The sequence below is a fragment of the Streptomyces sp. BE20 genome, assembly GCF_036322525.1.
GTDB lineage: Bacteria > Actinomycetota > Actinomycetes > Streptomycetales > Streptomycetaceae > Kitasatospora.
In genome coordinates this window covers 1-23,758 of sequence record NZ_JAQYWW010000603.1, presented here as the reverse complement: position 1 = coordinate 23,758, position 23,758 = coordinate 1, and the positions used below count along the sequence as shown (strand labels likewise).

The following is a 23,758-nucleotide window of genomic DNA, read 5'->3' as shown; positions in this document are numbered from 1 at the left end:
CTTGCTCAGCCAGGGCATCCGACCGGCCGCCATCGCCTCGATGTGGTAGTCCGGCTCGCTGCCGTCGATGCAGATGACGACGACCGGGTTTGCGGGCCTGGCGTACGTCCTGCCGTTGACGGTGAAATTCCCGGTGGTCACAAAGGCTCCTTGGCGCGTCTGTAGCGTGGCTTGCGTCTTTCTGAAACACCAGGGTGGTGGCGGGGCCGGGTCGGGAGGAACCCCCGATCCGGTTATGCGCCCTATAAGGAATAGTTGACGGTTTATCGCAGGCCGGACGCGGAGAACTCTTCAAAATCGGTCCGGTGCAAGTTCGGAATGTCCGGTGCCCGGGGAGCGGTGCGCCTCCGGGGGTAAGTGGAGGCCGATGCTCCGTGCCCCCGGCGCGGCGGCATCACGGCGACGCCCCGCCCCGGATCGACAGGCTGTCACGCCCGTCGCCGCCGGAGAAGACCCAGGGCCCCGGTATCAGCAGGAGCCGGTGCGTGCCGTCGACGACGGCGAGTACGAGGGTCTCGAACCGGGGCCGGGACCGTGGCCCCAGGGGGAGGGGTGGGCGTGGTCGAGGGGGGCTGCACAGGTAGGCGGCCGGCCGCGGGGCGGGGGAGATGTCGGGTGCGCGCATGTACGGGCTCCACGGGGTTCGAGGAGGTGCCCGGCAGAATACCTGGCGAATTCGGACATCCAAGGGCGAGATTTTCGCGTCGGCACGCCCGATGATTCGGTGGCGCGTCCGGGAGGGATTTCGGCAGTCACCGGGTCGGATGTGGGATGTGACACCGAGACGCACCCGTTCGGTATCCGGGCGCGGGGTGGGGGAATATGGGGTGGTGATTCGATCGGCGGACACGGGGTGATGGAGAGGTGGCGCCGGCGCACTCCGGCGAGGCGGATCGTCCGGCTCGCAGGTACCGCCCGGTGTTGGCGACGGTGTCGATCGAGCGGCCGGACTCGGAGCGTAGGCCCGTGCTCCGCCGCTCATCGGGCAGGGGAGCACGGGCCGACGGCACGACCGGGCCGGTGTGCTCAGCCGGATGCCGGGGTGCCCGTCGTCGCGGCGTCCGCGGTGGGTGCGCGGGTACCGCTGGGCGGGCCGCCGTAGACCTCGATCTCGTACAGCGAGTAGCCCCAGCCGGTGCCGCGTGCGGTGCCGTACATCCGGAGGTAGCGGCCGGAGCCGGTCAGGCCGGTGAGGTCCTGGACGCCTCCGGTCGCGGCGGTGGTGGTCTGGATGGTGCGCCAGGTGGCGCCGTCGTCGGACACCTGGATGTGGAAGTCCTTGCCGTACGCGGTTTCCCAGCGCAGCACGACCCGGTTGACCGTGTGGGTCGAGCCGAGGTCGACCTGGAGCCACTGCGGGTCGCCGTAGGTGCTCGACCAGCGGGTGGTGCTGTCGCCGTCGGTGGCGTGGGCGGCGGGGAAGTCGGCGGTCTCGGTGCTGGAGGCGGTGGTCGGCCGGTTGCGCGCCAGGTTGCCGGGCTGGGCGGTGCCGGGCCAGGCGGGGTTGTGGCCGACGGCGGCGGCGATCGGGATGAAGGACGCGTAGGTGGCCGTCAACTTGGCTGATCCCCAAGTCTGTTGGGCGAGTCCGCGGAGCGGGTACATGATGCCGGCGGCGATCTGGTCCTCGGTCTCGGCGTTGGGGTTGTCGCACCAGACGTGGATCAGTGAGCCGGGGTTCCTGGTCGGGTCGGTGAGGGTCCGGCCGCCCTGGAAGAGGTCGGGTGTCCAGGTCTCGTACATCCACCTGGTGTTGGGCTTGGCGCCGCCGAGCACGTAGTAGGTCGGGGTCCAGGACTCGTTGGCGACCCGGTGCCCGGCGGCGGCCAGTTGCTGGGGGGTGAGGCCGTAGTCGTACCAGTACTCGACCAGGATGTCGGGGTTGGGGGCGATGGTGCCGTCACCGGCCTTGATGCCGTCGTTCCACATCCGGGTGGTCTTGCCGGCGGCCCGCACCAGGGCGTCGGACCAGTTGACGAAGCCGTAGTAGGTGTCCTTGGCGGTCGCGTTCGCGCCGTAGTGGGCGCGGGCGTAGGCCAGCAGCTGGGGGTAGCGGCTGTAGTCGTCGACGTACTCGTCGGCGCCGATGTGCCAGTAGGGGGCGGGGAACAGCGGCAGGTACTCGTTGATCAGGTCCTTGATCAGCGTGTAGGCCTCGGGCTTCGAGAGGTCGATGAATGCGGGGTCGGCCGTGCCGGAGCTGTTGCGCAGGGCGAGTTCGGGGTGGGCGGCGAGGATCGGGTTCATGTGCCCGGGGGTGTCGATCTCGGGGACGATGGTGATGTGGTACCTCTGCCCGAGGGCGACGAGGTCGGCGATGTCCTGCTTGGAGTAGTGGTCGGCGGAGACGATCTCCGGGTGGGTGGAGCTTTCCAGGCGGAAGCCGTGGGTGTCCGACAGGTGGAAGTGGAAGTAGTTGAGCTTGAGGTAGGCCAGTTCCTTGATGTGCTGCTTCACCCAGTCGACGGTGAAGAACTTCCGGCCCTGGTCGATCATCAGCCCGCGTTCGGTCTTGGTCGGCCAGTCGACCGCGGTCCCGGCCGGTACGGTGGCCGACTGGTGGAGCAACTGGAGGATCGTGCGGGTGCCGTTGAACGCGCCGGTGGTGGTTCCGGCCCGGACGGTGATCGACGCGGCGACGGTCAGCCGGTAGCCCCCGGCGGGCAGTGAGTCGTCGCCGAGGGCGAGGGCGATGTCTCCCGCGCCGGCGGTGCCGACGGCCACCGGGATGCTGCGGCCCGCGAGCTGACCGAGGTCGTCGGCGAAGGTGGCCGCGTCGTCGGCGAGTTCGCCGCTGTGGGCGGGGTCGAGGACGATCCGACTCCCGGTGCCGAAGGTGTACGAGCCGGCGTCGGCCGTCCACTGGCGCAGTGCGGGTACGGTCTGCGGCGGCGCGGCTGCGGTGGTGCCGGCGGTGCCGGCGGTGGCAGTGGTGGCGGTGGTGGCGGCGTTTCCGGCGAACGCCGAACCGGGTAGGACGAGGGCCGCCGCGGTACAGACGGCCACGGTCAACAGCCTGAGCAGTCTCATGGGGAGCTCCAGAAGGACAGGCGGGGATACCCGGGGGTATGAGGGAGCGGAGGCGTCGGGCGAGCCGGAGCGGGCGGCCGTGCTGAAGGCCCGGTCCCGGGCGATCTCACCGACGCCGGTCTGTCGGGCGGGACGGGGCGCCGACACGGACCCCGACAGCCCCGGCGCAGGTGCAGAGGGGCAGAGGGGTAGAGGTGAGCTGATACCAGTGCAACGCACAGCCGGTAAAAGGGTCAAGAGTTGATTGGAACTCGGCTGGATTGTGCATGACTGCGCACAATCGTTGACGTTCGATGGAACCTCCGGTGCCGAGATCCCGGGTTGGCGTCCTGCCGTGCACCTCGGAGGCGACATAGGTCAACACCGGCGGGCGTGCTCCGTCGCCGACGCTCGTCGAACAGCGCTGCCCCGGGGGCCCGGCCGAACGGTCTGCCGCGCAGGCGCGGTCCGCCCGGTGGACTGGACCAAATCCAGATGATTCCGGCCAGAGGGCGACGACGACGGCGTGGCGTTGGCGTGGCGTTGGCGTTGCTTCGGTGTGGCCTTCGGCGCCGCAGGCCGGCCTCGGGTGCCCCGCGTCCGCGACCGGATCAGCTGATGTCGCCCATCTGCTCGCCTCCAGTTGCCGCGCGAAGGCCGGGCAGGAGTGGTACTTCCATCCCACGGTCGGCGGTGACCCTCGCGCAGATCTCCCGGAAGGTCACTGGTGCCCGGACCTTCGACCTCGACGGGTTCCCGTGGACGGCCAGGGCGCGATCGGCGTGCCCCTCGCCTCCGGCGACGGTGCCTGCACCGTCTGCACCGCGTATGCGAGCGCCACGCCACCGATCTGCCCCTGACCACGTCCTGAGCGGCTGTGCCGCCCGACCGCGACCACGGTTCGGCGGCACGGCCGCTCTGAGTGTCCATTGAGGCCAGTGTTAACGAAACGATAACCGGTCTGGTCCCGTTATCTGATGTCACCTTCCGTTCACAGAACCGAACTGAGCGTGTAACGCGTCCGGGACACCGTTCCGGCTATGCGAGTCATAGTCATCGGCGCAGGCGTTCTGGGAACCATGCACGCCTGGCACGCGATCAAGCGCGGTCATCGGGTGGTCCACATCGAGCGCGAGGCCGAGGCCAGGGGCGCCTCGGTACGCAACTTCGGCCTGGTCTGGGTAAGCGGCAGGGCCGAGGGCGAGGAGCTGGCGGTCGCCCAGCGGGCGAGGCAGATCTGGGGGGAGATCGGCGCAAGCGTCCCGGAACTGGGCTTCCGGGCGAACGGTTCACTCACCCTGGTGCGGACCGAGGCGGAGCTGGCGGTCGCCGAGGACGCGGCATGGGGTGCCGGGGCCGCGGCCCGCGGTTTCACCCTGTTGGATCCCGCCGAGGCGCGTGCCCTGAACCCGGCTCTGCGCGGGGAGTTCCTCGCGGCCCTGCACTGCGCGCGGGACGGCGCGGTCGAGCCGCGCACCGCCCAGCTCGCGCTTCGCGCGGCCCTACGGGCCAGTGGCCGGTACAGCTTCCTGCCCGGACGGGAGGTGCGCGCGGTCGTCGGCGCGCACGCGGTGCGCGACGACCACGGCGAGGTGCACTACGGCGACGCGGTCGTCCTGTGCACCGGAGCCCACCTCGGCGGCCTGGTGCGCGAACTCGTCCCCGACCTGCCGGTCCGCCGGGTCAGGCTGCAGATGATGCAGACGGACCCGCTGGGGGAGCAGCTCACCACCTCGGTCGCGGACGGGGACAGCTTCCGCTACTACCCGGGCTTCGTCGGCCCGGCGCTGGACGCCCTCAACCTCGGGCAGCCCCAGGACCCGACCGCCGCCCGGCACCGGATGCAACTGCTGATGGTCCAGCGCCGCGACGGCGGGCTGACCATCGGTGACACGCACGCCTACGACCAGCCGTTCGGCTTCGACGTCGTCGAGGACTCCTACGCCTACCTCGCCGGCCTCGTCGAATCCGTCCTGGGCCGCGCACTGCCCCCGATCCGGCGCCGCTGGGCCGGCGTGTACGCGCAGTGCGCGGACGCCACCCGGGTCGTCCACCGCCAGCAGGTGCGCGACGGCGTCTGGCTGGTCACCGGCCCCGGCGGCCGGGGCATGACCTGCTCACCGGCCATCGCCGAGACCACCGCCGACCTGCTCGGTCTCTGACGCCGGCCGGACCGTCCCGCTCACCGGTCCCGCCCGTCGCTCCCGCCCGTCGCGCCGGAAAGGCGGACCCGCGGTCGGGCGGAGCTGTCATGACCCACTGACCCCGGCCCGTGCGTCCGGTCGTCCCGGACACGGCCGGCACCACTGCCGCCGAGGGCGGCCCGGCCGAGCCAGACCTTCCCGCGCGTCGCCGACGGCAGCGCCGAGCGCGTCGCCGTGCTGGACGGCGTGCGCGCCACCACGGGCGGGAGTGAGATCCCCGCCTGCGCCGGGGCGCACCGCGAGCCCGAGGAGCGGCGCCCTCCCCGCGCGGCCCTCGATCGCCGTCCTGCCCGGCGTCCTGCGCGCCCGAGCACCCGGCCTGCCCACCCCGCCCACGACCCGCCCACGACCCGAGAGGAACCCAGCACCGTGGCCGCTCGAACACCCTCGCGGACAGCGGACCGATCCGCCGCACCCCCTTCCGACCCCAGGCCGCACCGCCGGTCCGGCATCGACTTCCAGGACGTCACGGTGGCCTACCACGGCACCGTGGTCCTGGACGGCTTCACCCTCTCCGTCGGCCCCGGCGAGGTGGTGGCGCTGCTCGGCCCGAGCGGCTCCGGCAAGACCACCGCGCTGCGGACCGTCGCCGGTTTCACCGCACCCGTCGGGGGCCGGGTGTACCTCGGCGGACGCGACGTCACGGGTCTGCCGCCGTACGAGCGCGGCATCGGCATGGTGGTGCAGCACTACGCGCTCTTCCCCCACATGCGGGTCGACCAGAACGTCGCCTTCGGCCTGAAGGCGCGCAAGGTCGCCCGCCGGGAGATCCCGGGCCGGGTGTCCGAGGCACTGGAACTGACCGGTATGGCCTCCTACGCCGCGCGCTACCCGCGCGAGCTGTCCGGTGGCCAGCAGCAGCGGGTGGCCATCGCCCGGGCGCTCGCGATCCGCCCGGACGTGCTCCTGCTGGACGAACCGCTGTCCGCGCTCGACGCCAGGCTCCGCTCCGACATGCTGACCGAACTCGCACGCCTGCACCGCGAACTGCCCGACGTCAGCATGCTGTACGTGACGCACGACCAGATCGAGGCGCTGACCCTGGCGGACCGTATCGCGGTCATGAAGGACGCCCGACTGGTGGACTGCGGCACGCCGCAGCAGCTCTACCGCCGCCCCCGCGACACCTTCACCGCCTCGTTCGTCGGCGGCGCCAACCTGCTGCCGGTGATCGTGGAGGCGGGTGGCGGCCCGCAGGGCACACCGGTCCGCCTGGACGGCACGCCGCTGCGCGCCACCGCGACGATCCCGCTGCCGGCCGGGCGGGCGGCCACCCTGTGCCTCCGCCCGCACCTGCTGCGGATCGTCCGCGCGTCCGACGCCGCCAACCTGCTGCACGGAGTCGTTGCCGACGTGCAGTGGCGCGGGGCTACTCACCGGCTGCTGGTCGACCTCCCGGCCGGTCGCCGGGTCGTCGCCGACCTCGCCGGACCACAGGTCCCGGTCGGCCCCGGCGAGTCCGTCGTGCTCGGCTTCGACGTCGAGGACGCGATCCTGCTGGGTACGCCGCCGGACGGCGCCGGCCGTCTCTCCACCCCCGCCCGGGGCGGCGCCGATGGCTAGCGCGGTGCTCGGCGGGACACCCGCCCGCGCGGGTCGCGTCAGGACCCTCCGCCCCGGGGTGTGGCTCCTCCCACCTCTGGCCGCACTGGGATTCGCCTTCCTCTACCCGCTGGCGCTCGTCGCCCTGCAGTCCTTCGCACCGGACGGCGGCGGCCACTCCGTGGAACCCTGGCGGGAGGTCCTGGCCTCGGCCGCCTTTCGCGCCGCGCTGTGGAACACGGTCTGGATCGCCTCGGGCGCGACGGCGGGCTGCCTCGCACTCGGGTTCTTCCTGGCCCTGGTGATCGCCTTCGTACCGTTTCCCGGGGCCCGCGCCTTCGGCCGCTTCATCGACACCTTCCTCGCGTTCCCGTCGTTCCTGATCGCGCTGGCGCTGGTGTTCATCTACGGCTCCGCAGGCATGGCCAACGGCCTCCTGACGGGCCTGACGGGTGCTCAGGGCACCCCGATAGCCTTCCTCGCGACCCCGTGGGGTGTCCTGCTCGCCGAGGTCACCTACTTCACGCCCTTCGTGATGCGCCCGCTGCTCGCGGCGTTCTCCCAGGTGGATGCCGCCCAGATCGAGACCGCCTCCTCGCTGGGTGCCCGCCCGTGGCGGATCGTGCGCCAGGTGATCCTGCCCGAGGCCCTGCCCTCGCTCGCGGCGGGCGGGAGCCTGGCCCTGGTGATGTGTCTCAACGAGTTCGGGATCGTCCTGTTCACCGGGGCCAAGGGCGTCTCGACGCTGCCGACGCTCGTCTACAGCCGGGCCATCCTGCAGTCCGACTACCCGGCGGCCTGTGTCATCGCGATGGTCAACGTCCTGCTGTCGGTGGCGCTCTACGGCGTCTACCGGCTCTGCGTACGGGGCCGGCGGGAGAGGGGAGGCAGCCGTGCTGGTGCCTAGCCGACTCGGCCGCGCCCTGGTCTGCGGAGCTTTCCTCCTCCTGGCCGTGCCGCTGTTCGCCCTGCCCTTCCTCACGGTCCTGACCGCCTCCTTCGCCCAGGGGTGGAGCGGGGTCCTGCCGTCCGCCTTCACCACGGCCCACTACGCGGACGCGGCGCACGGGGAATCCCGGGACGCGCTGTTCACCAGCCTCGCCACCGCCGGGATCGCCAGCGTGGTGGCGCTGGCGGTCGGCGGCTGGGCGGCACTGGCGGCCCGGAACGCGGGGCCGCGCCTGCGCCGGGTGACGGACGGCCTGTTCATGCTGCCGGTAGCGGTGCCCTCGGTGGTGGTGGGCCTCGGCCTCCTGGTCGCGTTCAGCCGCCCGCCGGTGCTGCTCAACGGCACCAGCACCATCGTCATCGTGGCCCACGCCGTCCGGGTCACCGCCTTCGCCTACCAGTCCGTCGCGGCTGCCGCGTCGCGGCTGGACCCGGCCCTCGAACAGGCCGCCGCCGGGCTCGGGGCCCGGCCCGCCCGCGTGCTGCGGCGGATCACCGTCCCGCTCCTGCTGCCCTCGCTGAACGCCGCGTTCGGCCTGTGCTTCGCCCTCTCGATGGGCGAGCTCAGCGTCACGATGATGCTGTACCCACCGGGCTGGCTCCCACTGCCGGTACGGATCTTCGCCGCCACCGACCGGGGCGCGGTCTTCACGGGCGCCGCCCTCGCCGTGGTCCTCCTGGTCAGCACGCTGGTGGTGCTGATCGGCTCCTCCCGGCTCCGGACCAAGGCCCCGTACCGCTGACGCCCCGTCCACCCCGCTGCCCCTCCCTTGTTCCACCCTGCTGCTCTTCCCTGCTCCGACTCGCCACGGCCCCGTGCGGCCGCGTACCCCAAGGAGTCACAAGCCATGAAGGAACTCCGTAGAACGGTCCTCTCGGCCACGGTGGTGCTGGCCCTCACCGGATCGTCGGCCGCGTGCGCGGGCGGCGGCCCGTCCGCCGGCCAGGGCTCCACGGAGGTCACTGTCTACAGTGCCGACGGCCTCAAGTCCGGCGACGGCAGCGGCTTCTACGACAAGGTGTTCAAGGACTTCACCGCGAAGACCGGCGTCAGGGTCACCTACGTCGAGGGCGGCTCGGGCGAGATCGTCCAGCGACTGCTCCGGGAGAGGTCCAACACCCAGGCGGACGTGATCGTCACGGTGCCGCCGTTCATCCAGCAGGCCGTCGGCAAGGGCCTGATCACCCCCTACCGGCCGCCAGGGGCCGACCAAGTCCCCGCGGCCGACAAGGACGCCGACGGCGCCTGGACCACGGTGGTCAACAACTACCTCTGCTTCATCCACAACACCAGGCAACTGCCCGAGCCCCCCAAGAGCTGGAACGACCTGCTGGACGCCAGGTTCCACGGCAAGCTCCAGTACTCGACACCCGGCGTGGCAGGTGACGGAACCGCCGTGCTGATCAAGGCCATGCACGACTTCGGAGGCATCCGGGAGGCCGCCGACTTCCTGCGGAAGCTCCAGAAGAACAACGTGGGGCCCTCCAAGTCGACCGGCGCGCTGGCGGCCAAGGTCGACAAGGGGGAGCTGCTGGTCGCCAACGGCGACGTACAGATGAACTACGCCGACACGAAGTCGATGCCGAACCAGGGCGTCTTCTTCCTGGCAGGTCCCGACGGCAAGCCCTCGACCTTCGCCCTGCCCTACGCGGGCGGCCTGGTGAAGTCGGCCCCGCACCCCGCCGCCGGCCGGATGCTGCTCGACTTCCTGCTGACCGAGTCGGTGCAGAAGCAGGTGAGTGCGGTCGCCGGCGGCTTCCCGGCCCGCAGCGACGTTCCGGCGACCGGGGACGACGCGGCCAGGCTCGCCGCACTGCTGAAGGACGTCGACATCTTCACGCCCGACTGGAAGGACATCGACACCAACCTCAAGAGCTACACGGACGCCTGGAGCCGGGCCACCGGGAGCTGACGACCACCCGGGCAAGGGAGGAGTGATCGAAGGCGGTGGGCCCGAACGTCACGGCACTCGCGGCGGCCTCGATCGCGACTCGCACCCCGGTGAGCCGGGAGCTGTCCACCTTCTCGAACGATGGTGGGCCGCCGGCCGTGCGGCCCACCATCAGTGCGTTCCGGCGGCTCAGTAGAGAACTACGGAGAGCCGTGCCGGGCCGGTCTCGGTGGTGGTGTCGCAGAAGTACACGATGGCCTGGTGGTTGTTCACACGCCGGACGGGGAGGGGCGTGGGGAGGGTGTGGGTCCTGGGGGTCGGGGGCGCGGGAGGGGCCCCGGTGCCGACTTGCGCTCCGGGGCCCCGAAGGGGAAACAGCTGACCATCTACCGGCGCTGGGCCGGTCCTTGTGTCCGCGGCTCCTCGGGGGAGGAGCACTGCGGGGATCGCGTATGCGTGACCGGAAACCACCGTCCTTCGTACGTTGAGGGGTCTGCGGTGTCCGCCCGGACGAGAAAACTCATCTCACGGGTCGGGCGATCCTGATGGCGTGTGCGCCCTCCGTCTCTTCCTCTACTTCACCGGACAACCTGCGAACTGCGTCGGTCCTGCTCCGGCGGCCGTACCGGCCCACCTTCTCCGGCAGCCGGCCCCTCGCCTGCCCTGCTCGTACCGCATGGCTTGGAACCCCACTGCCCGGACCACCCAGCACGCGCGCCCGCAGCCCGGCGCCTTTACTGGGGTACTGCGTCCCGCAACCACGGGTGACTGCGACTCGATTTCACCTGCTCGTCCTGCGCATGCTTCTCCAGCGGTACCGCTGGGTGATGGCCCCTGATCACTGCGGGCCACCCGGCCCGGTCACCGGTCCTGTCGCCGTACTCCGCTGTCCTTGGCTTCAGGGCCACGCAACCGTTCCGACCTGCGAACTTCCGTACTGCTTCCCGCCAGTTCGTGTCTGGAGGGTCCCGCTGACTGCTGTCTACGAGAGAAACAGTAGCCACGTCCCCTGGCAATGTCTACTCTGGCCAACATAGATTTGTCGGTGTTCGAGAGGAAGGTAGTCTCCGGTCCGGACGGAGACGGACCGGCGCCCGCGCCCCGGCGCCATGGCGGGGCGACCGGCGGCAGCGGTGTTCCGGGTCGGTGGTGGCGGCGGTCCGGGCACCGCGTGTGTCCGCTGCCGCCGGGGGCGTGAGGCCTGATCGGACTTCTCACGAACACCGGAACGGGCCTGCCGGGAGGGGCGTGATCGCCGTGTCCTGACCATGTCCTTGAGGGAGGCCGGCGCCGGGGGACTACCCGGCGTTCGTGGCCGCGGCTGCCCCGGTCGTGGCGGGCGTGTGGGTGGTGGCGGCGAGGTCGGCGCGCAGGGAGGTGACGTCCTGGGCGGCGCGGGCGGCGGGGAGGCCGGTGCCGTTCTCCTCGCAGACGCGGATCAGGTGAAGCTGGGCGCGCTGGAGCCGGTGGAGGGTGCGGGCGGCCTTGCGGCCGTGGATCTTCTTCATGTGCCTGCGCAGGTGGCGGCGTGCGTGCAGGGACCCGAGGGCGTCGCGTTCCTCGGGGGTCATGAGGTCGTCGTCGAGGTAGTGGTCGGCGACAGTGCGGATCTGGGTGCCCTCCTCGCGTCCGGCGAGCTTCCACAGCAGGTAGCCGACGGCGAGGATCGGCAGGCCCTTGACCAGCGAGAGGACGACGATGCCGCCCACGCCACCGCCTCCGATGTCCTGCAGCCAGGGGGAATTCCAGAAGAAGTGCATGGACCAGGCCAGGGCGAACGCGCCGACGGCGACGGCGGTGCGCCGGACCAGGGGTTCGTGGCGGCGGGTGACGAAGTATCCGATGCCGAAGGCGGCGACCGAGGTGTAGAGGGCGTGGCTCCAGATGCCGGTGATCACGCCGCGTACCAGGAACATCAGCCCGACCGGGGCGATCTGGTTGGCGTAGGGGAACTGGATCGCGGTGTTGACCGAGTAGAGGAGGTCCTCCACGATCTGGAAGCCCAGGCCGATCATCGCGCCGACGGCCACGACGGACAGGATCGTGCGGAACTGGGTCCGGGCGATCATGATCAGTACGACGACGCCGAGCAGCTTGAGGAGTTCCTCGTTGATCGGCCCGGCCAGCGCGGGGCCCCACTCGGCGGTGAACTGCGGGCCGAAGAGCTTGGCGGACAGCGACTGGACGGCGGAGTTGACCGGGAGTGCCAGGTAGCAGGCCGCGAAGCCGCCCCAGCCGAAGGCCATGGCGAAGCCGAGCGGAGGGTGCTGCTCGAAGAGGTCGAGCGAGCGGAAGAAGAGCAGGAACGGGACCGCGTACAGCGTCCAGAGCAGGGTGGCGAACACCACGGCCGCCGGCACGATGCGGAATCCGAGGGTGAAGTTGGACACCATCGAGAAGACGCCGTTGGCGAGGAAGAACACGTAGAGCCAGAAGGCGGCGCGGCGGGGCTGGAAGAACCCGTCCACGCCGAGTGGGGCGCGTTCGTCGACCAGGGCCGCGGCGCTCAGTCGGCGGTGCGGGGTGAACGGCTGGTGCAGTGTGCTCATGCCCGGTCCCCTGTCGTGACGCTGTCGACCATCTGCTGGAACTCGCCCGCCGCGGCGGGCAGCGTGCCGGATGCGCTCTGCCCGTTGAGGGTGACCACGGTCTTCGCTCCGGGGTCGTAGGCGATCCACATGGTGCCCTCGATGCCGGAGGTGAAGTAGGAGAACTTCACACCGGTCAGGCCGTTGCCGGTGTGGAAGGACTGGTCGTTGCCGTACAGGTGGACCTTTCCGTCGGCTCGGAGGATCTTCTTCTCCCTGGCGGTCTGCTCCTCCAGGGTGCCCATCCACTCCGCCGTCGAGACGACGAACGCACTGGACTTGCCGGTCACCACCGCACGCTGCCCCGGGGTGGTCTCAGCGCGCTCCAGCGACCAGCCGCCCGCCGGAACGAAGGAGACGTGGTCGGAGACGGTGATCACCGTGCCGGGCCGCACCTCCTCCTTGCCGGAGGTGTGCTCGTCCCAGATCGTCCAGAACCCCACGTAGGCGAACACGAGGGCCAGCACCAGGAAGGAACCGCCCAGCGTCCTGTACCGCTCCCGCCGGGGTATCGCCGGCAACACCGCCGGAACCGGCGGTTGACCGATGGCCATGAAAATTCCTCCTAGGAAACCTCAAATGATCGCAAAGACTGAAAAGAATACTCGAAACGACCAAAAAAGCCCTAATGCCTCGACCTCGCGCCCGCAGGTGTGGATTCCGCCGGGCGTACGTGAAGCGTGATCGTCCACATGGACGGGCTGACGGCCGACATACACGCCCTCCCCGCCGTTGCCACCCGCAAGAACCTCGGAGGCCCCGACCACCAGGCCGACCGCGTCATCGAGGAGGTCCACGATTTCCACGCCGGCCGCGCCGCCTGGCCGCCTGACCGTTGATCCCACAGGCGAAGCGTGAGTTGACTACCGGTCTGCCACTTCCCGAACGTGTGATCGATCGGATTTCGGGCATGCCTAAGCCGCACAGGACGACCGCAGGAGGAGCCGGTGTTCACGGCACACCATTGGATCGACGCCCTCGGCCTGGAAGCCCACGTGGAGGGCGGGTACTTCCGGCGGACCTTCCAGGCGGACCACCGCCCCCAGGTCCCGGCACCCGGCGGCGACCGCTACACGGTGACCTCCATCCACTACCTGCTCACCCACTGGTCGCCGGTCGGACACTGGCACCTGAACAAGTCCGACATCCTGCACTTCCACCATCACGGCGAACCGGTCACCTACCACCTGCTCCATCCGGACGGCCGCCACACCACCGCCGTCCTCGGCCAGGACCCCGGCCGGGGGCACCTCCTCACCCTCGCCGTGCCGGGAGGTGTGTGGAAGGCCTCCCACCTCACCGCCGGGGACCACGCCCTGATCAGCGAGGCCGTCGTGCCCGGGTTCGACTACGCCGACATGACCCTCGGCCGGGCCCACGACCTCGTGACCCGCTTCCCGGGCCATGCCGAACTCGTCCACCGCTACTGCCGACCGGACCGAACCGGCCCTCCTCCCCGGTGACCTGGTCTCCGCGATTCCGGCGAACACGGCCGGCACCGGCTTCGGCTGTCCGACCGGCCGGCTCGCGGAACCACTCCTCCGGCATGATCGCGGGACCGTCGCAGGAGTCGAACTGCACCGCGGTGAGCAGGACGAACAGGCCGGCGACCGCTGCGGCGGCGGCGCAGGCGACGCCGCCGAGGACGCCCGGCGTCGCGACGATCCGGCGTGTTCGTTCGCTCATCCTGTCCGTCCGGCGGTTCCTCTCGAATGTGCGCACCGTGCGGGAGGCCGGCCTGACCGGGGCGCCTCCTGGTCCGCCCGGTCCGTGCCCGGCTGAACTGGGCAATGAGCACTGTGTGGGCCGGGCCACGTCCGGCCGCCCGGGTCGGATCGACAGCACCACGGGCGGTCCCTGCCTGGTTCCCGGTCCCTGCCGCTCCCGCCGCGCGCGGCCCGGACGGCGGGGTGGGCGAATCCGCTGGTCATGGGGCCGCCACGCGGCGCGAGGTTACCGCCCGGACCCCGGACGGCCCGTGCGCCCCCGCGATACGCGCGCCTATCGTCGCTCGTGCGGGGCGGCGACAGCCTCTGGACCCCCGCAGCCGACCGGCGTCCTGCCCTGATCTTCGGGACGCTGCGGCAAGCACGCGGCTGGGCCGCGCTCCCCGAGGGATGGGGTGTGGCCCGGCTGTGTGTCCGCCCCTGTCCCGCGGTGGCCTGGTCGTCGGTCCAGGTAACGGAGTCGGCGACGGCGTTGCTGAGCAGGCGGGCCCGGCTGACCGGCTTCCGGTTCCTGAGCACGAGGGCGGTCAGGTGGCTTCCGCACGTCGCGGGGCGCAGGGGTGAGGTGAGGCCGGGTGTGCTGCACCTGGGCAGACGGCGGCCTCGTTGCCGCAGTCGGCCGGTCCGAAGCTGGGGTTTCGCTCACCCTGCTGGGCCCGTCGCCCCGGCATGACGAACAGGACTTCCCCTTGACCGCCTCCGGTACCAACAGCCCTGCCGTTCTCGAACAGCTCCAGCGCCGATCCGCCGACCTGAAGCGGCGCATCCTGTTCACCGGCGCGACCATCGTCACCATGGACCCCGACACCGGGGTCGCGTGGAGGCTGCCCAGCAGGGCCAGTGCGTGGGCGCTGGGGCTGCCGGGTTCGGCGTGGTACATCACCAGCTGCTGGCCCGGGGCGCCGCGGACGTCGAAGGTCTGGTACGTGAGGTCGAGGGGGCCGACGGCAGGGTGCAACAGCTCCTTGCCGTCCCGGGTCTTGCCGTACACGGTGTGCGAGGCCCACAGGGCGGCGAACTCCTCGCTCTCCGCGGCCAAGGCTGCGACGAGATCGTGCAGGCGCCGGTAGTGCGGGTCCAGGCCGGTGGCGTGGCGCAGCGCGGCCACGACCGCCTAGGCCGCCCGCCCCCACTGTGAAGAAACTCCGGGCTGCCGGGTCGAGGAACGTCATGCGGGCCATGTTGTCCACGCGCCCGAACGGTGAGAACAGGGCGTCGGCGAGCGCGTTGGAGGCCAGGAAGCCGCCGGCCGGGTTCAGGACGAACGCCGGGGCGCCCGGGTGCCCGTCCAGCAGCTGCCGCAGCGCGGGGCTCACCGCCCCCCGTGGCTGAGGGCGTTCACCGTCCGGCGTGGTGCCGGCCAGCCGGAACATGTGCTCCCGCGCCTGGTCGTCCATCCGTAGCGCGCCGCTGATGGACTCCAGGATCTGGGAGGAGGGGCTGCGCTCGCGGCTCTGTTCGAGACGGGCGTAGTAGTCGCTGTTCATCCCGGCCGAGACGGCGACCTCCTCCCGCCGCAGCCCCGCCACCCGGCGCGCGCCGTAGGAGGCGAGCCCGACGTCGTCGGGCCGCAGGCGGGCGCGGTGGGCGCGCAGGAAGTCCCCGACATCGTTGCTGGTCACCCCAGCAGGCTAAGCCGCTCCCCTCCCCGCGTGCCTGGGTGCGCCGCACCCGGGCACGCCCCGCCCTGGCCCCCGACGGTGTGCTCTTCCACGAGCACCTCGTCCTGTACAAGGACGAGCAGGCGTGACCCACACGGCGAGGACCATGCCGAGCACCGGCGTCAGCAACGGCCAGGATCGTGCCCTCCGCCGCCGCCCTGGCGCCGGCCGCAGCGTCGTCGGCGCCGTCCGCACGGTCACCGATGCGGCAACGTTGGACGTGGCCGCCGGTCGGGACGGCGGCCTCGAAGGTCTGCGGGTGCCGGACGCCGAACGAGGTCGCTGCCATCGCCCCGCCCGGGGGGAGCCGGACCCTCATGGCGGGTGCCGCGCCGCTGCGGGCCGGGTGTGGCTAGGACTCGCCGTTCTCGTGGCGCAGGGTGTGGCGGTCCTGCCGCATCCGGGCCTCGGCGAGATGGCGGCGGCCGGCGGCGAGGTCGTGGCGGACCTCTTCCTCGACGGCGGTGAACACGTCGTAGTAGGTCCGGTCGTAGGCTTCGACGACCTGAAAGGTCCACATGCCCGGTAGGACGTCGCGGCCGACGAGCTCGCGTTCCACCAGGTCGGCGTGGGCGCTGTGCCCGGCCTCGCGCAGCATGCGCACCCCGTCGGTGAGCATCCGGTCGGCGGCGCCGGTCATCTGGTGGACCGCGTACAGGTGGCCGCGGGCCTGCTCGGTGCATTCCAGCGCCTTCGAGAGGACCCCCAGCGCCTCCACCGTGGCGCTGCTCACCGAGGGCGCTCCACCGTCGGGTTCGGCGGCGCGCGCCCTGCTCGGGCCGCGCACCCCGGGGCGGCGGGGTCGGGCGTCGTGCAACGGCTGCGTGGATCCGTCCATGCTCGGCGGGTGCCCAGCCTGGGGCGCCGGAATCACACGGCCGGCGCCTGAACGTCCGTATCGACGGAGGTCTGCCGCCTCACCTCGGCTGCGGCGCCGTCCGATGTGTCGCTCGACACCCCCCGTTCGCGGCGGAGCGCGGCCGTTGCCGCATGCCGCGTCTGTGAGGGTCGGGCGGCTCGGCGGGCCGGCCGGATGCACGGAGCGGTCCGCGCCTCCGGCCGGGGCCGGACGGGTGGACCGGTGCACGCGATGCGTGTGGCGCCGGGGCGTGGCCGCGAAGCTCCGGACACTGGCAGTCGAGGGCCGCGTTCAGACGTCCGGCCTCGCCCACGACGAGGACGGAGAGCGGCCGGGTGCGACAGACGGGCGGACCAGCTGGCGCCTACGACCGGCCCGACAGCAGTGCGGTCGGGTTCGGGGCGGGACTGCGGGTCGTCCTCACGGCTGCGCCGGGCTGCGGGCGCTCTCCGAACACCGCCCGCGGATCCGGGTCCGGCCGGGCCTGCTCCGACCACGTCGGGGGGTTCGCGCCGCGCGGCGGCAGGCGGACCCGGGCCCGGCTGGTCCGGTCCGGGGGGCGGGCCGTCGGTGCGACCGGCAGAGGCCCCGACAGGGGAGTGATGGTCCGGCCGGCGACGTCGACGGAACCGGTCCAGGCGTGCGCCGTCGTCCACGACGACCTGATCGACGCGGCGGCGCGGCGCAGGCGCCCACTGGTCGGCGTCGGTTCCCGAACGGAGGGAGGGGCGCGATGGGCACCGTGACGGGCCGCACCGACCATGTCGTCGTCGTGGGCGCGGGACTGTCGGGACTGTCCGCGGCGCTGCACCTGCTCGGCGCCGGGCGGCGGGTGACCGTCGTCGAACGCGACGGCGGGCCGGGCGGGAGGGCCGGGCGGCTCGACGCGGGCGGCTACCGCATCGACACCGGCCCCACGGTGCTGACCATGCCCGAGATCCTGGACGAGGCGTTGTCGGCGGCGGGCGGGTCGTTGGCGGAGCGGATCGAGCTGGTGCCGCTCAGCCCCGCCTACCGGGCGGCGTTCGCGGACGGCTCCACCCTCGACGTCCACAGCGAACCGGAGTTGATGGAGGAGCAGGTACGGAGGTTCGCCGGCGAGCGGGAGGTCCTGGGGTACCGCCGGCTGCGCCGGTGGATGGAGGACCTCTACCGGGTGCAGATGCGCAGCTTCATCGACGCCAACTTCGACTCCCCGCTGGACCTGCTCGGCGCGGACCTGGCGCGCCTGGCGGCACTGGGCGGCTTCGGCCGGCTCGGGCCGAAGGTCGCGTCGTTCCTGCACGACGAGCGGCTGCAGCGGGTGTTCTCCTTCCAGTCGCTGTACGCGGGGGTGGCACCGGGCCGGGCTCTCGCGGCGTATGCCGTCATCGCGTACATGGACACGGTGGCGGGGGTCCACTTCCCGCGCGGCGGCATGCACAGCGTCGCGCAGGCCATGGCGCACACCGCGGCGGCGGCCGGCGCGCGGCTGCGCTACGGGGACGGGGTCGGCCTGCTGGAGCGCGGCCCGTCGGGGCGGGTGACGGCGGTCAGGACGGTCACGGGCGAGCGGATCGCCTGCGACGCGCTGGTGCTCACGGTCGACCTGCCCGCTGCCTACCGGCTGCTGGGCCGGGCGCCGCGGCGGGTGGCCCGTCTGCGGTGGGCACCGTCGGCGTTCGTGCTGCACGCGGGGACCGACCGGCGGTGGGAGCAGTCGGCGCACCACACCCTGTCGTTCGGCCGGGCCTGGCGCTCGACGTTCACGGAACTGACCCGGACGGGACGGCTGATGAGCGACCCCTCGCTGCTGATCACCAACCCGACGGTGACGGACCCGTCGCTGGCTCCGCCCGGGCGCCACCTGCACTACGTGCTGGCGCCCTGCCCGAACCTGGAGCAGGGCCCGATGGACTGGCACCGGATCGCACCGCGCTACCGGGACCAGGTGGTCGCGGAGCTGGAGAGGCGTGGCATGGACGGCTTCGGGGACGCCATCGAGTACGAACGGCTAGTGACGCCGGCGGACTGGCAGCGGTCGGGCCTCGCCGCCGGGACGCCCTTCTCAGCCGCGCACACCCTCCGTCAGACCGGGCCGTTCCGGCCGCGCAACCTCGTCGCGGGGGAGGAGAACGTGGTGCTGGCCGGCTGCGGGACCACACCGGGCGTGGGCGTACCGACGGTGCTGCTGTCCGGGAAGCTGGCCGCCGCCCGGGTCACGGGTGTTCCGCGCAGGCGCGCCGGCCTGTCCGCGCGCGCCGCGGCGACGGGCGGCGGCCGGTGAGCGCCCGGGAACTGGACAGGGCGGGGGTGTCCGACCGGGACCTGCGGCTGGCCTACGAGGAGTGCCGACGGTTGAACGCCCGTCACGGCAGGACCTACTTCCTGGCGACCCGGCTGCTGTCACCCGCGCAGCGCCCCGCCGTGCACGCCCTGTACGGGTTCGCCCGCTGGGCCGACGACATCGTCGACGATCCGGGAGTCCCCGGGGGCCTCACGGCGCGCGCCGCCGCGCTCGACGAACTGGAGCGCCGATTCGGCACGGCGTGGCAGGACGGCCGAGGGGGGCACCCCGTGGTCGACGCCGTGGTCGACACCGCCCGCCGCTACGGCATCGGGCGGCGGCACTTCACGGACTTCCTCGCCTCCATGCGGATGGACCTCCACGTCGAGGAGTACCCGACCTTCCAGGAACTGATGACGTACGTCCACGGATCGGCGGCCGTGATCGGCCTGCAGTGCCTGCCGGTCCTTCGCACGGTCGGCCCCCAGGAGCGGGCGGCGCCGCACGCCGCCGGGCTGGGGACGGCCTTCCAGATCACCAACTTCATCCGCGACGTCGGCGAGGACCTCGACCGCGGCCGGATCTACCTGCCCGCCGACCAACTGGCGTCGCACGGGGTCGACCGCGACCTGCTGATGTGGTGCCGACGGACCGGGCGCGGCAGCGCACGGGTGGCCGCCGCCCTGCGCGAGCGCATCGCGCACACCCGGGGCCTCTACCGGTACGCCTCCCTGGGCGTGCCGATACTGGCCCCCGCCTCCCGCCCGTGTGTGGCGGCGGCCCTGGTGCTCTACCGCCGGATCCTCGACGAGGTCGAACGCCACGGGGTCGAGGTGGTCCTCCACCGGCGGGTCTGCGTGTCGCGCGGCCGCCGCGCGGCCGTGGCGGCCCGCGGTGCGGCCGGGGCCGCTGTCGCACGGTTCGGCGCAGCGGCCGCACGGCGCGGGGGCCGCTGATGGGCGGGGACCGCGGGAACGGCCCCCTGGTACGCGGCCGCGGCCCGAGCCCCGGCACGGCGCCGGACACCGCACCACTCCCCGGAGGAAAGACGACCACGTGACCGAGCACCGCCCGCCCCCGACCGGCCTCCTCCCCGTGCGCAGGCGCCGACGCGAACGCTGGCTCGACCAGAGTCCCACCTGGGAGCAGGCCCGCCCTGCGGTCATCCAGGCGGCCGTCGTCCGCGCGAGCGCCCGCCCCACCGGCAACTGGTACGTCCTCGGGGCGAGCAGCACCCTTCGGCCGGGCCGGTCGGCGGCCCGGTACGTGGCCGGCCGCGAACTCGTCGTATGGCGCGCGACCGGCGGTGACGTCCACGCCGGGCCCGGCGCCTGCCCGCACCTCGGAGCACCCCTGTGCGGCGGCCCCGTGGACGGCGCCGACCTCGTCTGCCACTGGCACGGGATGCGGCTCGGACCAGCCGGCACACCGGCCTGGCGCACCCACCCCTGCCACGACGACGGCGCGCTCCTGTGGGTGCGCCTGGACAGCATCGGCGGGGAGGACCCCACACCCCTTCCGCCACGCACCCACCGCCCCGACCCGCGGACGGCGCTCACCACCGTCACCTGCGTCGCCGGCAGGTGCGAACCCCGCGACATCCTCGCCAACCGACTCGACCCCTGGCACGGCGCCTGGTTCCACCCCTACGCGTTCGGCGCCCTGCGGGTCAGCGAGAGCCCGCCCGCCGACCTGCCCCGCGACACCCCCGCCGACACGGACCGCTTCCTCGTCGAGGTGGAATTCCGTCTGGGCCGGCGCCTCGCCGTCCCCGTCACCGCCGCATTCACCGCCCCGGGACCGCGCACCGTCGTCATGGAGATCATCAGCGGCGAAGGAACCGGCAGTGTCGTGGAGACGCACGCCACTCCCCTGCGCGGCCCGGACCGGCCGGCCCGCAGCATCGTCACCGAAGCCGTCGTGGCCGCCTCCGGCCGACGCGGCTTCGCCCTCGCCCGCGCCCTCGCCCCCCTCGTCCGCCCGGCCGTCCGCCGCACCGCGGCCCGTCTGTGGCGCGACGACATCGCCTACGCCGAACGACGCCACCTGCTGCGCACCCGGACGGACCCCCGGTGAGCGGGCCGGACGGCGTCGACATCGTCGTCATCGGTGCCGGAGCGGCCGGCCTCACCTTCGCCCACCGGCTCGCCACCGCAGGCCCGGCCGCACCCACCGTCGCACTCGTCGAACCCTCCGACGGGGACAGCCGTCGCCCGGCCCCGCGCACCTGGTGCTTCTGGGAACCGGCGGGCGGCCCCTACGACGGCCTGCTGACCGCCAGTTGGGACAGCGCAGCCCTCTGCTCCACCGACGGCACACTCACCCGGCACGCCCTGGGACGCCAGCGCTACAAGATGCTCGACTCCGAGACCTTCCGCCGAGCCGTCCACCGGCGCCTGGACCGCTGCCCCAACTTCCGGCACGTCACCGGGGTCGCCGGGGAGGTCTTCGACACGCCCGCCCGCATTCTCGTCCCCGTCGACACCGGCGCCGCCACCCGCACCCTGCGCGCCCGCTGGGTCCTCGACTCACGGCCCAGACCACCGCGGCCGAATGCGCGGACCGCCCTGCTCCAGCACTTCCGGGGCTGGTTCGTCACCACCGACCGGCCCGCCTTCGACCCGCACGTCCCCCTGCTGATGGACTTCCGCGTCCCCCAGCCGGCCGCAGGGCTCGCCTTCGGCTACATCCTGCCGCTGGACGAGTGCCGCGCCCTGGTCGAGTACACGGTCTTCAGCCGGCGCACCTGGCCCGAGCCCGCCTACGACCCGGCCCTGCGCGGCTACCTGCGCGACCGGATCGGCACCACCGGCTACCGGATCGACGCCGTCGAACACGGCGTCGTCCCGATGACGGACGCCACCTACCCTCGCCGCGAAAGCCCCCACCACATCAGGATCGGCACCAGCGGCGGCGCCACCCGGCCCTCGACCGGATACAGCTTCGCCGCCAGCCGGCGCCAGGCAGACGCCGCGGCACGGTACCTGCTCGACGGAAAGCCACCCGTACCACCGCGCCCCCACCCGCGCCGCCACCTGGCCCTGGACGCCGTGCTCCTCCGCGCCCTCGACCAGGGCCGCATCGGCCCCGACTTCTTCACCACACTCTTCCGCGCCAACCCCGCCGAGACCGTGCTGCGCTTCCTCGACGGCGCCTCGACCGCCCGCCAGGAACTCGCCATCGGCCTGCACAGCCCGCTCGCACCGATGCTGCGCTCCTGCCTGGACATCGCGCTCCACCGCGCCCGCCGAGGGCCCGCCGCCCACGCCCCGGAGCACCGATGACCGTCCTGCACGGCCCCGCGCTGAACGACGCCTTCAACCGCGCCTGCGGGAACTACGACCGCCTCACCGCCCTCAGCCCCGGCTACCACCGCCAACTCGCCTCGGCCGCAGCACTCCTGGGACCGGCCGGCGCAACCCCCCGACGCATCCTGGACCTCGGCTGCGGCACCGGCGCTTCCACCCTGGCTGTCACCACAGCAGACCCAGGCGCCGTCGTCACCGCCGCGGACGCGTCCGCCGGCATGCTGGAGCACGCCCGCGCGAAACCCTGGCCCCCGCGGGTCGAATTCGTCGAGGCCCGGGCCGAGGACCTCGGGCGGCCACCGGTGCAGGGCCCCTACGACGCCGTCCTCGCCGCCTACCTCCTGCGCAACACCGCCGACCCCGACCACGTGCTGGACCGCATCCGCCAGGTCCTGCGCCCCGGCGGCCCCCTCGTCGTCCACGACTACACCCTGCGCGGACGCACCGTCGACCGCGTCCTCTGGAACGCCCTGTGCTGGGGCATCGTCATCCCCCTCGGCACGGTGGGCGCGGGCGGACCGAGGCTCTACCGCCACCTGCGCCGCAGCGTGCTCGGGTTCGACACCGCGCACGCACTGGCGGCCCGGATCGAGCGCGCGGGATTCACCGACGTCCGGGTCCACCCGGCCACCGGGTGGCAGGCCGGCGTCGTCCACACCCTGACCGCCGTCCGGCCGCCGGAGCACCCGTGACCCGCAGACCCCTGCCGCCCGGCGCCCGCGACACCCGCGCTGTCCTGTGGCCCGCCCACCACGGCGCGGCCCGCGCGGGATCCCCGCCGCCGCGCGCCGCCGTCGTCGGAGGCGGCATCGCGGGCCTGACAGCCGCCGTCGCACTCGCCGAGCGCGGCATCGCCGTCAACCTCTACGAACGCGGCCCGCACCTCGGCGGCAGACTCGCAGGCTGGGACACCACCCTCGCCGACGGCACCACCGTCACGATGAACCGCGGGTTCCACGCCTTCTTCCGTCAGTACTACAACCTCCGTGCCCTCCTGCGCCGGATCGACCCCGCACTCGGCTTCCTCACCGCCCTACCCGACTACCCGCTGCACAGCAGCACCGGGGGGACCGACCGCTTCGCCGGGCTCCCGCGCACACCGCCGTGGAACGCCCTCCTCTTCGCCCTGCGAAGCCCCACCTTCCGGCTGACCGACCTGGCGCGCATCGACGCCCGCCGCGCCCGCCCGCTGTTCGACGTCCGCGTCCCCGACGTCTACCACGCGCTCGACACCTCCAGCGCCGCCGAGTTCCTCGCGGCCGTCAACTTCCCGCCCAAAGCTCGCCACCTCGCCTTCGAGGTCTTCTCACGCAGCTTCTTCAGCGCCCCCGAGACACTCTCGGCCGCCGAACTCGCCCTCATGTTCCACATCTACTTTCTCGGCTCCTCCGAGGGCCTCCTGTTCGACGTCGTCAACGAACCCTTCCCGCAAGCCCTGTGGAACCCGCTCGCCGACCGGCTGGCCGCACTGTCCGTCCAGGTGCACACCGCCACCGCCGTTCGCGCCGTCGCGCCGCGTCCCGACGGCGGCTTCGACCTCGACCTCGACGACGGCGCCGAGGCCTTCGACGCCGTCGTCCTCGCCACCGACCCCGCGGGCCTGCGGACCCTGGTGGAGCGGTCCCCCCTGCTCGACGACCACGAGCTGCGGGCCTGCGCCGCCGCCGTGCGCCAGGCTCCGCCCTTCCTCGTCAGCCGCCACTGGATCGACCGGCCTGCCCGCCCCGACCGGGCCGGATTCCTCGGCACGTCCG

Annotated in this window: 17 protein-coding genes and 1 pseudogene; 12 read left to right on the top strand and 6 right to left on the bottom strand. The window is 72.6% G+C overall.

The window, feature by feature from the left end:
* Positions 1-1,026 precede the first annotated feature (1,026 nt).
* Positions 1,027-3,030, bottom strand: coding sequence for a family 20 glycosylhydrolase (locus PUR61_RS12090; protein WP_329878725.1), 2,004 nt, complete (start codon positions 3,028-3,030; stop codon positions 1,027-1,029).
* A 1,019-nt stretch (positions 3,031-4,049) separates the two neighbouring features.
* Between PUR61_RS12090 and PUR61_RS12085 the strand changes: the two genes are divergently transcribed.
* The 5 genes from PUR61_RS12085 (at position 4,050) to PUR61_RS12065 (ending at position 9,616) form a co-directional block, all read left to right on the top strand.
* Positions 4,050-5,171: a TIGR03364 family FAD-dependent oxidoreductase gene (locus PUR61_RS12085; protein ID WP_329878722.1), complete on the top strand. Its 1,122-nt coding sequence runs from the start codon at positions 4,050-4,052 to the stop codon at positions 5,169-5,171.
* Between the two features lie 411 nt (positions 5,172-5,582).
* Complete coding sequence (locus PUR61_RS12080) at positions 5,583-6,776, top strand: ABC transporter ATP-binding protein (RefSeq protein ID WP_443035154.1); 1,194 nt, start codon at positions 5,583-5,585, stop codon at positions 6,774-6,776.
* Complete coding sequence (locus PUR61_RS12075) at positions 6,769-7,662, top strand: 2-aminoethylphosphonate ABC transporter permease subunit (RefSeq protein WP_329878720.1); 894 nt, start codon at positions 6,769-6,771, stop codon at positions 7,660-7,662. The genes PUR61_RS12080 and PUR61_RS12075 overlap by 8 nt, the downstream gene beginning before the upstream one ends.
* Positions 7,649-8,446 carry an ABC transporter permease gene (locus PUR61_RS12070; RefSeq protein ID WP_329878718.1) on the top strand — a complete coding sequence of 266 codons (798 nt, stop codon included), beginning with the start codon at positions 7,649-7,651 and terminating at the stop codon, positions 8,444-8,446. Before PUR61_RS12075 ends, PUR61_RS12070 begins: the two co-directional genes overlap by 14 nt.
* Before the next feature lie 105 nt (positions 8,447-8,551).
* Positions 8,552-9,616, top strand: a complete 1,065-nt coding sequence (locus PUR61_RS12065; RefSeq protein ID WP_329878716.1) for a 2-aminoethylphosphonate ABC transporter substrate-binding protein — start codon at positions 8,552-8,554, stop codon at positions 9,614-9,616.
* Between the two features lie 1,277 nt (positions 9,617-10,893).
* Here PUR61_RS12065 and PUR61_RS12060 read toward each other — a convergent pair.
* Genes PUR61_RS12060 through PUR61_RS12050 form a run of 3 tightly spaced genes read right to left on the bottom strand, consistent with a single transcriptional unit; the run spans position 10,894 to position 12,989 of the window.
* The gene (locus PUR61_RS12060; RefSeq protein ID WP_329878714.1) at positions 10,894-12,144 is read right to left on the bottom strand and encodes a PrsW family intramembrane metalloprotease; all 1,251 of its coding nucleotides are present in this window, start codon (positions 12,142-12,144) and stop codon (positions 10,894-10,896) included.
* Positions 12,141-12,737 (bottom strand): hypothetical protein, encoded by a 597-nt coding sequence (locus PUR61_RS12055; RefSeq protein WP_329878712.1) that lies wholly within the window; start codon positions 12,735-12,737, stop codon positions 12,141-12,143. The genes PUR61_RS12060 and PUR61_RS12055 overlap by 4 nt, the downstream gene beginning before the upstream one ends.
* Before the next feature lie 21 nt (positions 12,738-12,758).
* Positions 12,759-12,989 (bottom strand): hypothetical protein, encoded by a 231-nt coding sequence (locus PUR61_RS12050; RefSeq protein ID WP_329878710.1) that lies wholly within the window; start codon positions 12,987-12,989, stop codon positions 12,759-12,761.
* A gap of 141 nt (positions 12,990-13,130) precedes the next feature.
* Here PUR61_RS12050 and PUR61_RS12045 point away from each other — a divergent pair, with 141 nt between their 5' ends.
* A complete protein-coding gene (locus tag PUR61_RS12045; protein WP_329878708.1) occupies positions 13,131-13,646 on the top strand; it encodes a cupin domain-containing protein in 516 nt (171 codons plus the stop codon).
* Between the two features lie 1,075 nt (positions 13,647-14,721).
* Here PUR61_RS12045 and PUR61_RS12040 read toward each other — a convergent pair.
* Positions 14,722-15,532: pseudogene (locus tag PUR61_RS12040) on the bottom strand (helix-turn-helix domain-containing protein); the annotation flags it as partial.
* A 391-nt stretch (positions 15,533-15,923) separates the two neighbouring features.
* The gene (locus PUR61_RS12035) at positions 15,924-16,304 is read right to left on the bottom strand and encodes a hypothetical protein (RefSeq protein WP_329878706.1); all 381 of its coding nucleotides are present in this window, start codon (positions 16,302-16,304) and stop codon (positions 15,924-15,926) included.
* Between the two features lie 859 nt (positions 16,305-17,163).
* Here PUR61_RS12035 and crtI point away from each other — a divergent pair.
* The 6 genes from crtI to PUR61_RS12005 form a co-directional block, all read left to right on the top strand.
* Positions 17,164-18,696 (top strand): phytoene desaturase family protein, encoded by a 1,533-nt coding sequence (gene crtI / locus PUR61_RS12030; RefSeq protein ID WP_329878704.1) that lies wholly within the window; start codon positions 17,164-17,166, stop codon positions 18,694-18,696.
* Complete coding sequence (locus PUR61_RS12025; RefSeq protein ID WP_329878702.1) at positions 18,693-19,652, top strand: phytoene/squalene synthase family protein; 960 nt, start codon at positions 18,693-18,695, stop codon at positions 19,650-19,652. The genes crtI and PUR61_RS12025 overlap by 4 nt, the downstream gene beginning before the upstream one ends.
* A gap of 100 nt (positions 19,653-19,752) precedes the next feature.
* Positions 19,753-20,772: a DUF5914 domain-containing protein gene (locus tag PUR61_RS12020; RefSeq protein WP_329878700.1), complete on the top strand. Its 1,020-nt coding sequence runs from the start codon at positions 19,753-19,755 to the stop codon at positions 20,770-20,772.
* The gene (locus PUR61_RS12015) at positions 20,769-21,980 is read left to right on the top strand and encodes a lycopene cyclase family protein (protein ID WP_329878698.1); all 1,212 of its coding nucleotides are present in this window, start codon (positions 20,769-20,771) and stop codon (positions 21,978-21,980) included. The genes PUR61_RS12020 and PUR61_RS12015 overlap by 4 nt, the downstream gene beginning before the upstream one ends.
* Positions 21,977-22,696 (top strand): class I SAM-dependent methyltransferase, encoded by a 720-nt coding sequence (locus PUR61_RS12010; protein ID WP_329878696.1) that lies wholly within the window; start codon positions 21,977-21,979, stop codon positions 22,694-22,696. Before PUR61_RS12015 ends, PUR61_RS12010 begins: the two co-directional genes overlap by 4 nt.
* A partial coding sequence (locus PUR61_RS12005) for an FAD-dependent oxidoreductase (RefSeq protein WP_329878694.1) occupies positions 22,693-23,758 on the top strand: 1,066 nt, incomplete at its 3' end. The genes PUR61_RS12010 and PUR61_RS12005, both read left to right, overlap by 4 nt.

What these genes read in the sequence shown, in the direction of transcription:
- crtI (WP_329878704.1), top strand. Translation starts at nt 17,164, where the DNA reads ATGGGCACCGTGACGGGCCGCACCGACCATGTCGTCGTCGTGGGCGCG.
- PUR61_RS12090 (WP_329878725.1), bottom strand. Translation starts at nt 3,030, where the DNA reads ATGAGACTGCTCAGGCTGTTGACCGTGGCCGTCTGTACCGCGGCGGCC.
- PUR61_RS12055 (WP_329878712.1), bottom strand. Translation starts at nt 12,737, where the DNA reads ATGGCCATCGGTCAACCGCCGGTTCCGGCGGTGTTGCCGGCGATACCC.
- PUR61_RS12065 (WP_329878716.1), top strand. Translation starts at nt 8,552, where the DNA reads ATGAAGGAACTCCGTAGAACGGTCCTCTCGGCCACGGTGGTGCTGGCC.
- PUR61_RS12010 (WP_329878696.1), top strand. Translation starts at nt 21,977, where the DNA reads ATGACCGTCCTGCACGGCCCCGCGCTGAACGACGCCTTCAACCGCGCC.
- PUR61_RS12085 (WP_329878722.1), top strand. Translation starts at nt 4,050, where the DNA reads ATGCGAGTCATAGTCATCGGCGCAGGCGTTCTGGGAACCATGCACGCC.
- PUR61_RS12060 (WP_329878714.1), bottom strand. Translation starts at nt 12,144, where the DNA reads ATGAGCACACTGCACCAGCCGTTCACCCCGCACCGCCGACTGAGCGCC.
- PUR61_RS12075 (WP_329878720.1), top strand. Translation starts at nt 6,769, where the DNA reads ATGGCTAGCGCGGTGCTCGGCGGGACACCCGCCCGCGCGGGTCGCGTC.